The sequence below is a fragment of the Paenibacillus sp. P22 genome (assembly GCF_000469945.2).
In the GTDB taxonomy this organism is placed as follows: domain Bacteria; phylum Bacillota; class Bacilli; order Paenibacillales; family Paenibacillaceae; genus Paenibacillus_O; species Paenibacillus_O humicus.
In genome coordinates this window covers 1-12887 of sequence record NZ_CBRA020000140.1, presented here as the reverse complement: position 1 = coordinate 12887, position 12887 = coordinate 1, and the positions used below count along the sequence as shown (strand labels likewise).

Sequence of the window (12887 nt, the reverse complement as noted above, 5' to 3'; positions counted from 1 at the left end):
GGCTTTCATGTCAAGAGGAAAAAAAATCACGATGCAGCAGATCGCCGATCGGCTGCAAGTGTCCAAATATACCGTTTCCCAATCATTGTCCGGCAAGTCGGGCGTCAGCGAAGCGACGCGCCAGAAAGTGCTGGACACGGCCAAAGCGATGGGCTACAGCCCTCCAGAGGCGCGCCTTTCCCGCTCCGCGCCGCGCGCGGCGGAGTCGCCGGGCACGGCGGCCGGCATTCAGGCCATCGTCGATGGCGGGGAACAACGGGCGACAGATGCCCCCGGCCATGAGCGGTTCGTCGTCATATGGATGTCGCGGGGACATTTGGAAGAACCTATGTACTGGCAGCGCGTCCTGTCCGGCATCCAGGAAGGCTGCCGCTCGCGCGGCTGGGGAACCGTCGTCCTCTCTCCGATGGGTGAAGGCCGGCAGGAAGATATTTTGCCTCCCTATCTCAACCGTTCGCTGTGCGTCGGCGGTCTCGCTGTCGGAGCGTTTCCCCTGCGGCATCTCACCGCCATGAAAAGAACCGGGATTCCGGTCGTGCTCGTCGACCATCAGGAGCCGTTCTCCGGGCTCGACAGCGTCGCCAACGACAACATCGCCGCCGCGCGCATGATCGCCGGCGCCCTGCTCGACCATGGCTGCAGGCGCTTCATCTTTGTCGGAAGCGAGAAGTTCTCGGTCAGCTTCCGCGAGCGCTGGCTCGGGTGCCGCTCGGCGCTGGAGCAGATGTTCTCCCTGCGCAAGGCAGGCGAGCTGCGGCGATGGAATGTGCCTTACTCCAGGGAGTGGGAAGGCGATCTGGACGCGCGGCTCGGGAGGCTCAAGGAAGAGGACCTTCCCGACGCTTTCCTGTGCGCCAACGACGACATCGCGATTGCCCTGCTGAGCATGCTGCGCGCCCGCGGCGTGGCGGTGCCGGATCGCTGCCGCGTCGCCGGCATCGACAACATCGAAGGCTCGACGCGCAGCCAGCCGCCGCTGACGACGGTCGATCTCGGCAAGGAAGTGCTCGGCCAGAGAGCCGTCGAAGCTCTGGAACGCCGGATTAAGATGCCTCATTCCTCCGTCGAGAGAGTCGGCCTCGTCCCCGGCCTCGTGCTTCGCAGCAGCGTCTGAATGCAGCTCGCATCGCCTGGCGACGGCTCCGCCCTATGAAGATCCGGCTTCCGGCCGTTCCGGGCATCGGCTTCTCATGCAACGCTCTGCAGCTCCCGGCCGCTCCGGGCATCGGCTTCGCGAGCAGCGAAGCAATGACATCTCATCCTTCCCGTCCGTCATGTCCTGCGCATCCTTACGCATCTCCAAATCGAAGGCCGGATCCTCCCATGGATGCGGTCCGACTCATCAAGAAGGTGAACCGCCATGGAAGCATGGATGAAAAATCTGATCGTCCTCTGGGTCACGCTCTTTCTCGGCATGGCCGGAATGACGATGATCACCCCGTTTCTGCCGCTGTACCTGCAGCAGGATCTTGGCATCAGCAATCCCCACAGCGTCGCTCTCTGGGCCGGGGTCATCTTTGCCGGCAACTTCGTCACTTCGTTCCTGTTCCAGCCGCTCTGGGGCAAGCTGTCCGACCAGTACGGGCGCAAGGTCATGCTGCTGCGCTCCGGCTTCGGCATGGCTTTCGTCATCGTGCTCATGGGCTTCGCCAACCATCCTTGGCAGCTGCTCGCCCTGCGCCTGCTGAACGGCACGATATCCGGCATGAATCCCGCCGCCGTGTCGCTGATGAGCTCCAGCGCGCCGCGCGAGCGGATGGGCTTCGCGATGGGCACGCTCCAGTCCGGAGGCATAGCCGGCACCATCCTCGGTCCGCTGATCGGCGGGCTGCTGGCCGACGCCGTCGGCTACCGGCCGATCTTCTACATAACCGGAGCCATGCTGTTCACCGCGACGCTGCTCGTCCTGTTCGTCGTCCGAGAGTCGTTCGACCGGGAAAAGGCGGCCAAGGTCATCCAGCCTTCCGTCCTCCAGGGAATGAAGGAGCTGAGCGGAATTCCCCAGCTGATGGCGCTGTTCACCGTCACCCTGCTCATCCAGTTCGCCATGATGAGCCCGTCGAGCCTCATGCCTCTGTATGTGCAGGAGCTGCCGGGAAGCAAAGGCAATCTGGCCTTTTTGGCCGGGATGGTGACCTCGGTCACCGGCCTGTCGAATCTGGTCGCCTCCCCCGTGCTCGGCCGGCTGAGCGACCGGATCGGCCAGACCAAGGTGCTCGCCGTATCGCTGCTCGGGGCTGCCGCCATGTTCATTCCGCAGGCGTTCGCTGGATCCGTCTGGGATCTCTTGATCGTCCGCTTCCTGCTCGGCCTGTTCCTCGGCGGCCTCATCCCGTCCGTGAACGCGTTGATCCGGGTATACACGCCCGAGGGCAAGGAAAGCCGGGCCTACAGCCTCAACAGCAGCACGCTGGCGCTCGGCAATATGCTGGGGCCCATCGCCGGCGGCCTGCTCAGCGGAGTGATCGGCATCGAAGGCATCTTCCTGCTCAGCTCCGTGCTGCTGTTCGCCAACGCCTACTGGGTATGGCGGATGCTGCTGAAGCCGGGCAGGAAGCCTGCCCGGCTGGATTGAGCGATGCAGGGATGGCATCCGCGCCGGAGCCTTTGATTGAAGGCCGGCATTCAGCGGCCGTATGCGGCCGCGCCGACCTCCGCATTCCCCCCTCATGCGCGAACGCGTGAAGAGCGGAACGGCCAGTCGCGGCGACCCCGCCCCGACCTGCCGCCGCTTGCATGGATGAATGGCGCCTACGGATTGACCCGCACGACCGCCAGCCCGTCATAGGCGGGCAGCAGCGTGCCGGTCAGCCTGCGATCGGAGGCGACCCGCTCGTTGAACTCGCGCATCGCGAGCACGGAAGGTCCGCTCCGCTGGAGATCCGCGACGCGGCCGCGCAGCAGCGTATTGTCGGCTACGATGACCGCGCCGGGATTGGCCAGCCCGATCGCCGCGTCCAGATAGCGGACATATCCGCCCTTGTCGGCGTCGATGAAAAAGAAGTCGTAGCGCCGCCCTTCGGATGTCAGCCGCTCCAGGCTCTCGCCTGCGTCGCCGACGAGATGGGAGACGCGGCTTCCGAGCCCGGCCGCCTCCAGATTCTCCTTCGCAGTGTCTGCGTATTCCTGCAGCAGCTCCAGCGAGGTGAGGCTTCCGCCGCCGCCCAGTCCGCGCGCCAGGCAAATGCCGCTGTAACCGCCCAGCGCTCCGATCTCGAGCAGCTCCTTCGCTCCGGACATCTGCACCAGCAGCGTGAGCAGCCTGCCGTAGCCGGTTGGGACGGATATTTCGGGCATTCCTTTCGCCCTGATGCTCTCCAGCACCCGCGCGAGATCCTCATCGGGCGGAAACAAAGCTTCGATATAAGCTTCCATTTCGTTCATTGCGGCTCAATCCTTTCTGTCGGTGTACTTGCTTGCGATTATCGCCTATACTTGATTGTATGACGACCTGCGGCCGGATACAAATTCCGCCCGCAGGCAAGAGATGGAGTGAACGATACACGATGCAGCTTGAACTGATTGCCACTTCGCCCATGGGGCTGGAGGCAGTGGTTGCCAGGGAACTGAAGGATCTTGGCTATACCGATGTCAAAACAGAAAACGGCCGCGTCACCTTCAAGGGCGGCCTGGAGGATATCGCAAGGGCGAACCTTTGGCTCCGCACGTCGGACCGGGTGCTCGTCAAGATGGCCGAATTCCGCGCCATGACCTTCGAGGAGCTGTTCGAGGGCGTGCGAGCGCTGGACTGGCCCGACTGGATCCCCGAGGACGGGGAGTTCCCCGTCAATGGACGGTCCCAAAAATCGCAGCTGTCGAGCGTGCCCGCCTGCCAGTCGATCGTCAAGAAGGCGGTCGTCGAGCGGATGAAGGAGCAGTACGGCACGGAATGGTTCCGCGAGGACGGGGCGCGCTATGTCATCGAAGTGAGCCTGCTGAACGACATGGCGCTCATTACGCTGGATACGACGGGACCGAGCCTGCATAAGCGCGGCTACCGCAAGCTCGTCACCGAAGCCCCGATCAAGGAAACGATGGCGGCGGCGATGGTGCTGCTGTCGCGCTGGAGCCCGGAGCGCCCTCTGTACGATCCGTTCTGCGGTTCCGGCACGATTCCGATCGAGGCGGCCATGATCGGCTGGAATGTCGCTCCGGGATTGCGCAGATCGTTCAGCAGCGACGCCTGGGACATCATGGGCCAGAGCCGCTGGGACCTTGCCCGCGAGGAAGCCTTCGATTCCGTAAGGGATGACGTGAAGCTGGAAATCGCCGGGTCGGATATCGATCCCGAAGCGATCGAGGTGGCCGAGGCCGCGCTCAAAAAAGCCGGCTTCGCCCGCGAGATCAAGCTCCAGACGATGCCGATCGCGCGCGTTCAGCCTCAGGGGCATTACGGCTGCATCATCACGAACCCGCCTTACGGCGAGCGGCTCGGGACGGAGAAGGAAGCCGACAAGGTCATCCGCCAGCTCGGCTTCATCGATGCGGTCAAGAAGGACTGGTCCGTATTCGCCCTCAGCCCTTCCAAGTCGTTCGAGCAGAGCTACGGCCGCAACGCGGACAAAAAGCGCAAGCTGTACAACGGGCGCATCGAATGCCAGCTGTACCAGTACCTGGGGCCGCTGCCTCCGAGGCCTCGGCTCGATGGCGCTCCAACGGCGAGCTCTGCCGAATAACGCGAAACACCCTCTCCCTTTATGTTCGGGCAGAGGGTGTTTTTTTGTCCGGCAAATAAAAAAAGCCGGCGTGCAAATCCGGGAAGATACCGCTCCTCCCGGACAGCCGCCGGTCTTATTTCTTGATGTAGGGCTTCACTTTCTCGATGACTTCGTCCTCGGTCGGAGCCGCGATGTAACGTCCGTTGATGAAGACGAACGCTCTCTTGCCGCATGGACCGCAGTAGGACTTGCAGCCGATCTTGATGTCGGCGGCCGGATCGAGCTTCTGCAGCTTTGGAATGATCGTTTTCAGACGCATGAAGTTGCATTTCTCGCAGACGCGGATGTCGTTCTTCGATGCGGGCTTATCCTCCTGCCGGGCGGGCAGCGTCTCAGTGGTCACCGTGGTTTCCTTTGGCCGGATTCGTGACGACGAATCCTTCTTCCGGGGTGTAGAGATAATCGATCTTCACGCCGTCCAGCAGCTCGACGCCCTTCTCGAGCAGCACGTCGATGTCCTTGTCCGTCGATACGAGCTCGTCCTTCTCCGTCGGATCGTCGATGCCGAGCCCGTAGTGGGCATGATCTCCGTGGGAGTGGGTGATGTAGACGCGCAGCTTCTTGCCTTCATGCTCGGGCTTGTCCAGCTCCAGCTTCAGCACCTTCGCGGCATTGCGGGTAATTTTGCAATTCATGGCGGTTCCTCCTGGCTATAAAGTAAAGCTTGCCCGCTGCAGGCGCGGCAAGCTTGTCGACTGCATCTCTCTCATCCAGTAATTCTATCGAAAGACGGCCAAAACATCAAGACGCGCCGTACTTGTTTTCCATTCCTTTGGCGAACCAGCTGGCCGCCATCATCGTCACCGCGATGTCGTCCACGGGCATGAACGGCATGACGTCCGGAAGAACCCAGTACAGTCCGACAGGAATAAGAAACAGCAGCTTATCCGTCAGCTTGACGTTCTTGGAGCGCAGCAGCCGGAATACCCGGACAAACACATGTCTCCAATGGTTGAGCGATAGAAGCTTGCGCAAGGCTCATTCCCCCTATGGTTCTATCTTCCCCGGATCGGGCGCGAGCCAAACCCGGCGAAGGGTTATACGAACCGGCAGCCGCAAAGGTTGCGGATCGGCAGCCGCAGCGTTGCCGGCCCGGTGCACGGACGGCTTCCGAAGGGACCGCTCCAAAGAGGTTTTTCCTTTCTTTTATCCCGAATAAAGGGTTTGTGCCGCAAGGATGGCGAATTACACATAGTCGCGACGGAGAAGCATCTCCGCAAGCGCAGAAATGACATCCCCGCAAAGGATGGCCGAAGCGGAAGGAGCGTATCCGGATGGAAATTCGAACTCCCACGAACGAAGAACGGGAAGAAATCATGAGGCTCTCGCCGCAATCCACCTTTGAAGGCACGATGGGCCGGTCCAAGCCGTCCGAAGCGAAAATGAAGCTGATGGTCGGAGAGCTGCTGGCGAAAGGCTCCCGGTTTTTGATTGCGTCCGAGAACCAGGAGGTGCGGGGCTGGATTCTGTTCGGAAAAAGAACGGATGAGTTCTCCGACCAGGAAATCGGCTTCATCTACGAGCTCTTTGTCCTTCCGGAAGCGAGAGGGCAGTCCATTGCGAGCCGCTTGATGGAGCGGGCCGTCGAACAGATGAGACAAGAGAGCTGCTCCGAAATCCGTCTCAACGCGTACGTGGAAAACCGCCATGCGATCCGGCTGTATGAGCGGCTGGGATTCGCAGCCAGAAACATAACGATGAGCTTGCCATTATAAAAAGCAGAGAGCGGCTCGGATATCGAGCCGCTCTCTGCTTTTTCAGCTTCAATCAGCAGCCGGCAAGAACCGGCTGGCATTCATTCCAATCAGCCGCCAGCACAAGAATCAGCCGGCATCCATTCCTCTTCAATCAGCAGCCGGCACAAGAAGCCGGCTGCATTCATTCCCATCAACCGCCGTCAACGACCGGCTGCCATTTCATTCTTTTGCCGCAGGCAGGCTGCCGCTTCCCGTTCCGTTCCATTCCACGACGGCGCCTATTCTCTCTCCATCGCGATCCGCAGCACCTCGTCCAGCAGCAGGCTCACGCGGAAGTACATGCCGCTCCACTGCTCCAACGGCAGAGGATTGACGCCCAGGCCCGCTTCCACCGTAAATCCCGGCCTGCGGAAGCGCCGGATGAACCAGTCCTTGAATCCGGCATCGCTGTCTGTCAGGGCGACGGGAGCGTAACCGCTGGCAGCGCCGAGCCTTGCCGCCATCTCCTCCGCCCCCGGAGGCTCGAAGCCCCGGTAGTTCCAGTAGATCTCTTCCCCCTGGGTATGCAGGGCGACGACGATATCGAAGGATTCGCGTTCCGTAAGGGCAGCCACCGTTCGAGCCTCTGGCTCGCTGAGCGGGCATTCCCCCGAATAATCCCGCGGACCTGGGCCAGACACTCCGCGGCGCTGACGCTCCTCCTCCCAGCCGGCCGGAAACTGGTCGTTCAGGTCGACGCCGCGGATATTCGCCTTCCAGCCGCTGAAGTCGAGGCTGCCGCCGTTCCATTCCAGGAGCTGGCGTCCGTAAGGATGGCCGTCCGTCACGCCCTCGAGCACAAGCTCCACTCCATCCGGATTGACCATCGGCAGCAGCCATACCGTCGTTTCCGCGGCGAAACGATCTCCCGAAGCTTCACGTGCGGCCAACGCCTCCGCGTACTTCATCAGAATGAGACTTGTCATCCATTCATTGGCGTGGAAGGAAGCGTTGATCTGGACGTAGCGCGGCCCGCGTCCGAAGCGCAGCGCCTCGATCGGCTTGCCCATGACGCTCGTGCCGGCAGGCACTCTAGGGAGGCAAGGGTAGCGCCTCTTCAACGCATCCAGATCGGCCGCCAGAACGGCCGGTCCGTACAGGCACGGCCTTACAATGTCGTTGTCTTGGACATTCATGGAGGATCCCGCCCTTTATGGAGATACGACCATTGTATGCGGGAACTTGCCCACCTAACACGCCTCCGATGCCGGCGGAACCGGGCAGCGTGCAGCTCCAACGATGGAGCGGTGGAGAAATTCCGCCATGGGCTGTACGGCGATGATTGCCGCGCAAGCCCTCGCTCATCCATGACGGTCCAAGCCCGAACAGCCCCCTGCCATGAAGGCAAGGGGCCGCGAAGCTGCCATCCGTTCTACCCGATCTTCGGAATTTGCCAGACGACCGGGGTCAGCTCGATCTGCTCGCCGAGCCATTGCTGGGCGATCCGCTTGAACATCTTGGGCTCGCCGCTGCAGAAGAACTGGTGGATCGGCAGCTCGGGCCCGTGCGCGAGCTTGCCCGATTCCTGCAAAATCGTGCTCATCTCGCGGGCCGTCTCGTTGTCGGAGCTGATCAGCTTGACGCCGCTGCCCATCACTTCCTGGATCGTCTCCGACAGGAACGGATAATGGGTGCAGCCGAGGATGAGCGTGTCGAGCGGAATGTCCTTGAGCTTCTCCATCGATTCGCGGACCGTATCCATCGTCTCCTTGGAGCGGAAGTTGCCCTGCTCCACCAAAGGCACGAAAAGCGGACAAGCCAGGCTCACGACATGGATATTGGGATTGAGCCGCTTGAGCGCGTCCTCGTATGCGCGGCTGCGGACCGTTCCGACCGTCCCGATGACGCCGACGATGCCGGTCTTCGTCTGGTTGATGGCCGCTCTGGCGCCGGGGTTGATGACGCCGACGACCGGAACGTCCACCATGGAGCGGATATCCTCGAGCGCCGCGGCCGTTGCCGTATTGCAGGCGATAATGATCATTTTAGGCTTATACTGCATCAAATAGGAGACGATCTCCTGAGTGAACCGGACGACTTCATCGGACGGACGCGGCCCGTAGGGCGTTCGTGCGGTATCTCCGAAGTAGATGACCTTCTCGCGGGGCAGCTGTCTCATCACTTCCTTGACAACCGTCAGCCCGCCTACTCCGGAATCTAGGATGGCTATGGGTCTTTGCACGTACACACCGCTTTCCATGAACAAAATGAGGGTCCGTTTTTGACTATGACAGCATATGAATGCCGTCTTTCAAACGTACCTTCATCTTAGCGGATTAGACAGGCCTGTTCAAGCCGAGGAGCGGCCGGCTTCGCCGGCTGGGCGCTCTCGGCAGGCCTCGCTGGACGCAAGGAGCCCGGTGGCGTCCGGGACAGCGGCAGGGTGACGGTGAAGACGGCTCCTTCCTCGGAATCGTTGTGCGCTGCAATGGCTCCGCCGTGCATCTCCACGATCTTCCGGCTGATGGACAAGCCGAGGCCGCTGCCGCCGCCGGTCCGGGTCCTCGACGGGTCGGCCTTGTAGAAGCGCTCGAAAATATGAGGCAGGCTGGCGTTCGGAATGCCGGTCCCCGTATCCTTGAAGGTGACGACCGCCTCCTCGCCCGTCCTCCGCAGCGTAATCTGGATGGACCCGCCGTCCGGCGTGAACTTGACGGCGTTATGAAGGAGATTGATCCATACCTGATCAAGCAGGTCGGCGTCCGCATCACTTTCGGCCGGGTCCATCTGCGCCTCGACCTCCAGGCTTTTGGCGCTCCACTGGGGCTCCCCGGCCAGGATGACCCGCTGCAGCTGCTTGTCGAGCCGGACCGGCACGGGATGGAACGGATGCTTGTCGGAATCGAGCGAGGCCAGCTTCAGCATGCTGTCCGACAGCCGCGATAGGCGCACGCTCTCCTGCTCGATGATATCGAGATAATGCTCCCGCTGAAGGGGAGTCAGCTCGCTGTCCTTGAGGACGCGCGCGAACCCGCCGATCGACGTGAGCGGCGATTGGATCTCGTGGGAGACGTTGGAGATGAACTCCTGGCGGAGAATCTCCATCTTGTCGAGATCGGCGGCCATGTTGTTGATGCCTTGAACAAGATTTTCCATATACCCTTCGTTCATCTCCCTCGGCACCTCGATCGACACGCGGAAGTCCCCCTTCGCAATCGCGGCCAAGGCATCCAGAATCGCTTGAAAGGCTTCCATCTGCTTTCTGCGCGCGAACCGTCCCCATAGGTACAGAATGCCTCCGAACAGGATGAAGCCAGCCCCGGATTTCAACAGCTGGCCGACCAGTGGAGCGGGCTTCCATGCAAGCCACTCGAAAAAATAAAACGACGCCGTCCAGCAAAGCACGAGCAGCACGGAAACTCTCGCCATCGTGAAGACAACCATGAGCCTGAACCTGCTTTTCGAGCCCAGCCTTTTCATTGTTTCTCCTCAAGCCTGTAGCCGAGCCCGCGGATCGTGCGGATCTCCAGATGCTCCGCCTCGGACAGACGCTCGCGAAGCCTCTTGATATGCACGTCGACCGTACGCTCGTCTCCCTCGTAATCGAAGCCCCAGATCTGCTCGATCAGCGAGTCGCGGCTGAGCGTCTTGCCCGGGTAGCTGGCGAGCAGGAAGAGCAGCTCGAATTCCTTGAGCGGAAGGGTGGCTTCCTTGCCGCCGATCCGGCATTGGAACGTCTTGCGGTCCAGCTCGAGCTCCCCGATCCGGATCTGCTGGGAAGCCGCAATCCGGTAGCGCTTCAGCAGCGCCTTCACCCGCGCGGTCAGCTCGAGGGAATCGAACGGCTTGACGAGGTAATCGTCCGTGCCGAGCTCGAATCCCTTGATCTTATGCATCGTTTCTCCCTTGGCCGTAAGCATGAGGATCGGCATCCCCTCGTAGTTCTCTCCCAGCCGGCGGCACAGCTCCCACCCGTCCATCTCCGGCATCATGATATCGAGCACGACGAGATCGGCTCGCCTGGAAGACAGCTTGAGGAGAGCCTCGCGGCCGTCGGCCGCTTCTTCCGTCGCATAACCTTCCTTGCGGAGCAGATGGGAGACCAGCTCGCGGATATGGCTGTCGTCGTCGACGACAAGGATGTGAGTCATGTCGGTTCCGCCTTTCCAATAGCGCTTATAGGCATTTTATCGGTTTCATTCTCACTCCGTAAACCTGATGGCGCCGCATCAGCGGCTGGGCTTATCTTAACCGTCCTATATGAACTGAATATGTACACGGCAGCCTGCGCGAATAAAAAAAAACAGACCCCCGCTGCAATCGGGGATCTGTCGCTTTCGAATGAGAGGCGCAGCGCTTTCGCGCGGGCCAGAGACAAGAAGCCTGTGATGCAGGCAAGAAAGGCCATGCATGCGCCTGTACAGCAGCCTGCAGCCTCCGCCGCCGTCAGCGGTATTTCGGCAGCCAGTCGCCATGGGCTTCGATCAAGTCGTCGCACAGCGCGATGATGTCGTCCATGGACAATTCCGCCGACGTATGCGGATCCAGCATGGCGGCCTGGTAAATATGCTCCTTGCGGCCGGTCGCCGCCGCCTCCAGCGTCAGCAGCTGAGTATTGATATTGGTCCGGTTCAAAGCGGCCAGCTGCGGCGGCAGATTGCCGACATGCGTAGGCTGGACTCCGCCGCGGTCGACAAGGCAAGGCACTTCCACGCACGCCTCGCTCGGCAGGTTCGGAATCAGGCGGCCCGTGTTCATGACGTTGCCGCCGATCCGGAACGGCACGTCGGTCTCGATGGCTTCGATGATATGGGAAGCATATTCATGGGTCCGCTCATGCGCCAGCTCCTGCTTGCCGAGCAGCTCCTCCCGCAGCCGGTTCCAGTCGGCGATCTGATTCACGCAGCGGCGGGGATATTCATCCAACGGAATGTTGAAGCGCTCGATCAGCTCCGGATAATTCTTTTTAATGAAATACGGATGGTATTCCGCGTTATGCTCGGAGGATTCCGTCACGTAATAGCCGAATTTCAGCATCAATTCGTAACGGACCATGTCATGGTGCTTCTCCTTTTGCCGCTCCGCCGCTCTGCGTCTGATCTCCGGATACAGATCCTCCCCGTCGCGGGTCGCCTCCAGCAGCCACGCCATATGATTGATGCCGGCGATCTTCGTCTTGACGCCCTCGGCGCTGATTCCGAGGTCCTTGAACAAATGGGGCACGCACACCTGGACGCTGTGGCAGAGGCCGACCGTGTTCACCCCGCCGTAGGTGTTCATGTAATTGGTCAGCACCGCCATCGGATTCGTGTAGTTCAGGAACAGCGCGTCCGGGCAAACTTCCCGAATGTCCTCGGCAAATCCATGCATGACCGGAATCGTCCTCAGGTTGCGGAAGATGCCGCCGATGCCGACCGTGTCCGCGATCGTCTGGCGCAGGCCGTATTTCTTCGGAATCTCGAAGTCCGTAATCGTGCAGGGATCGTATCCGCCCACCTGGATGGCGTTGATGACATATTTGGCTCCGCGCAGAGCTTCCTTCCGGTCGGAATAAGCCTTGATCCGGCAGCTGCTTCCGCTGGTCGTCTTGATCGCGCCGAGCAGCTGCTCCGATTCCTTCATCCGCTCGGGATTGATGTCGTACAGAGCCAGCTCGAATGACTGCAGAGACGGCGTCTTCATGACGTCGCCGAGCACATTTCGCACGAACACCGTGCTGCCTGCGCCGAGGAAGGTGATTTTGTCCATAGGCTGCATCCTCCTTGATTACGTTCCATTTGTGTGCCTGCCAGCCCGGCCTGAGACCTTGATCCGGCTAGAGCGGCTAAGGGCCGGCACCTCGTCATCATTGTAAAATAACGCTTTCAGCAGCGGTATGGAACGTTGGCGGCAATGCATGGACATTTGTCGTCGTTTCCGCTACTGTGGGATCAGAACAAGCCAAGGAGGCTCCGCCCGATGCCAGCCACTCCGGACCACTACGATTTCAAGGTCAGCGACAACCCGGGCTCTGTGCCTGCGGCCGAATTGACAGTTCTGTTCAGCGGGGAAGGCAGCCCGATACCCGGTCATGAGAACGGTCCCGGCATTCATGATTACGTCCTCATCCATACCGTTACAGGCGGCAAGGGAACATTCCGCTGCGGGGACAAGGACGCTGCGCTGTCTTCCGGCGACAGCTTTGCGATTTTTCCAGGCGTCTTGTTCCAATATACGGCGGACAGCGAGGATCCCTGGCAGTACAACTGGGTCGCCTTCCGGGGACATGCCGCCCTGCATCTGCTCGCCGAGGCCGGGATTACGCCGGAAAAGCCCGCCATTCTCGGGCAAGGAAGCGGCAACGCAGCGGAGCTGTACGCCCGGCTGCGTGATTCCCTCGCATCGGGAAACAGCGCTTCCCTGATGGACATGGAGGCGAGCGGCTGGCTCCGGCTGCTGCTGGCCGAGTTCGCCCGCCTGCAGCCGGATGCCGCTACGCCGTCGGCCCGCTCCA

14 protein-coding genes are annotated in these 12887 nt (G+C 61.1%); 5 read left to right on the top strand and 9 right to left on the bottom strand.

The genetic code is table 11. From position 1 onward, the window contains the following. The first annotated feature begins 7 nt into the window (after positions 1 to 7). Both BN871_RS18600 and BN871_RS18595 read left to right on the top strand, forming a co-directional pair. A complete protein-coding gene (locus BN871_RS18600; RefSeq protein WP_069202408.1) occupies positions 8 to 1114 on the top strand; it encodes a LacI family DNA-binding transcriptional regulator in 1107 nt (368 codons plus the stop codon). Between the two features lie 246 nt (positions 1115 to 1360). After that, positions 1361 to 2575, top strand: a complete 1215-nt coding sequence (locus BN871_RS18595; protein ID WP_048748300.1) for an MFS transporter — start codon at positions 1361 to 1363, stop codon at positions 2573 to 2575. Between the two features lie 176 nt (positions 2576 to 2751). Here BN871_RS18595 and BN871_RS18590 read toward each other — a convergent pair whose 3' ends face one another. Then, entirely contained in the window at positions 2752 to 3384 is a 633-nt protein-coding gene (locus BN871_RS18590; RefSeq protein WP_048748299.1) for an O-methyltransferase, read from the bottom strand. A 122-nt stretch (positions 3385 to 3506) separates the two neighbouring features. Between BN871_RS18590 and BN871_RS18585 the strand changes: the two genes are divergently transcribed. Continuing rightward, positions 3507 to 4676 carry a class I SAM-dependent RNA methyltransferase gene (locus BN871_RS18585; RefSeq protein ID WP_048748298.1) on the top strand — a complete coding sequence of 390 codons (1170 nt, stop codon included), beginning with the start codon at positions 3507 to 3509 and terminating at the stop codon, positions 4674 to 4676. 115 nt (positions 4677 to 4791) lie between these two features. Here BN871_RS18585 and BN871_RS18580 read toward each other — a convergent pair whose 3' ends face one another. The 3 genes from BN871_RS18580 to BN871_RS18570 all read right to left on the bottom strand — a co-directional run bounded on the left by BN871_RS18580 (position 4792) and on the right by BN871_RS18570 (position 5693). After that, on the bottom strand, positions 4792 to 5061 hold the full coding sequence (locus tag BN871_RS18580) for a DUF1450 domain-containing protein (protein ID WP_021880733.1): 270 nt from the start codon (positions 5059 to 5061) through the stop codon (positions 4792 to 4794). Further along, a complete protein-coding gene (locus BN871_RS18575) occupies positions 5051 to 5353 on the bottom strand; it encodes a HesB/YadR/YfhF-family protein (RefSeq protein ID WP_021880732.1) in 303 nt (100 codons plus the stop codon). The genes BN871_RS18580 and BN871_RS18575 overlap by 11 nt, the downstream gene beginning before the upstream one ends. A 106-nt stretch (positions 5354 to 5459) precedes the next feature. Beyond that, positions 5460 to 5693, bottom strand: a complete 234-nt coding sequence (locus BN871_RS18570; protein ID WP_021880731.1) for a hypothetical protein — start codon at positions 5691 to 5693, stop codon at positions 5460 to 5462. Positions 5694 to 5992: 299 nt separating this feature from the next. Here BN871_RS18570 and BN871_RS18565 point away from each other — a divergent pair, with 299 nt between their 5' ends. Beyond that, positions 5993 to 6433 (top strand): GNAT family N-acetyltransferase, encoded by a 441-nt coding sequence (locus tag BN871_RS18565; RefSeq protein WP_048748297.1) that lies wholly within the window; start codon positions 5993 to 5995, stop codon positions 6431 to 6433. A 260-nt stretch (positions 6434 to 6693) separates the two neighbouring features. Here BN871_RS18565 and BN871_RS18560 read toward each other — a convergent pair whose 3' ends face one another. The 5 genes from BN871_RS18560 to BN871_RS18535 form a co-directional block, all read right to left on the bottom strand. Further along, positions 6694 to 7590 (bottom strand): M14 family metallocarboxypeptidase, encoded by an 897-nt coding sequence (locus BN871_RS18560; RefSeq protein WP_048748296.1) that lies wholly within the window; start codon positions 7588 to 7590, stop codon positions 6694 to 6696. Between the two features lie 236 nt (positions 7591 to 7826). Beyond that, positions 7827 to 8636: a glutamate racemase gene (gene racE, locus BN871_RS18555; RefSeq protein ID WP_048748315.1), complete on the bottom strand. Its 810-nt coding sequence runs from the start codon at positions 8634 to 8636 to the stop codon at positions 7827 to 7829. A gap of 86 nt (positions 8637 to 8722) precedes the next feature. Further along, on the bottom strand, positions 8723 to 9874 hold the full coding sequence (locus BN871_RS18550) for a cell wall metabolism sensor histidine kinase WalK (RefSeq protein ID WP_021880727.1): 1152 nt from the start codon (positions 9872 to 9874) through the stop codon (positions 8723 to 8725). After that, a complete protein-coding gene (locus BN871_RS18545; RefSeq protein ID WP_021880726.1) occupies positions 9871 to 10545 on the bottom strand; it encodes a response regulator transcription factor in 675 nt (224 codons plus the stop codon). The genes BN871_RS18550 and BN871_RS18545 overlap by 4 nt, the downstream gene beginning before the upstream one ends. Before the next feature lie 295 nt (positions 10546 to 10840). Beyond that, the gene (locus BN871_RS18535) at positions 10841 to 12142 is read right to left on the bottom strand and encodes an alpha-glucosidase/alpha-galactosidase (protein ID WP_048748294.1); all 1302 of its coding nucleotides are present in this window, start codon (positions 12140 to 12142) and stop codon (positions 10841 to 10843) included. A 210-nt stretch (positions 12143 to 12352) separates the two neighbouring features. Here BN871_RS18535 and BN871_RS18530 point away from each other — a divergent pair. Beyond that, positions 12353 to 12887 (top strand): AraC family ligand binding domain-containing protein (locus tag BN871_RS18530; RefSeq protein ID WP_048748293.1); only part of this gene is annotated, 535 nt, incomplete at its 3' end.

Excerpts from the sequence above, each read along its gene's own strand:
- BN871_RS18575 (WP_021880732.1), bottom strand. The coding sequence starts at position 5,353 with ATGAATTGCAAAATTACCCGCAATGCCGCGAAGGTGCTGAAGCTGGAG.
- BN871_RS18560 (WP_048748296.1), bottom strand. The coding sequence starts at position 7,590 with ATGAATGTCCAAGACAACGACATTGTAAGGCCGTGCCTGTACGGACCG.
- BN871_RS18585 (WP_048748298.1), top strand. The coding sequence starts at position 3,507 with ATGCAGCTTGAACTGATTGCCACTTCGCCCATGGGGCTGGAGGCAGTG.
- BN871_RS18565 (WP_048748297.1), top strand. The coding sequence starts at position 5,993 with ATGGAAATTCGAACTCCCACGAACGAAGAACGGGAAGAAATCATGAGG.
- BN871_RS18545 (WP_021880726.1), bottom strand. The coding sequence starts at position 10,545 with ATGACTCACATCCTTGTCGTCGACGACGACAGCCATATCCGCGAGCTG.
- BN871_RS18600 (WP_069202408.1), top strand. The coding sequence starts at position 8 with ATGTCAAGAGGAAAAAAAATCACGATGCAGCAGATCGCCGATCGGCTG.
- BN871_RS18550 (WP_021880727.1), bottom strand. The coding sequence starts at position 9,874 with ATGAAAAGGCTGGGCTCGAAAAGCAGGTTCAGGCTCATGGTTGTCTTC.
- BN871_RS18590 (WP_048748299.1), bottom strand. The coding sequence starts at position 3,384 with ATGAACGAAATGGAAGCTTATATCGAAGCTTTGTTTCCGCCCGATGAG.
- BN871_RS18595 (WP_048748300.1), top strand. The coding sequence starts at position 1,361 with ATGGAAGCATGGATGAAAAATCTGATCGTCCTCTGGGTCACGCTCTTT.
- BN871_RS18535 (WP_048748294.1), bottom strand. The coding sequence starts at position 12,142 with ATGGACAAAATCACCTTCCTCGGCGCAGGCAGCACGGTGTTCGTGCGA.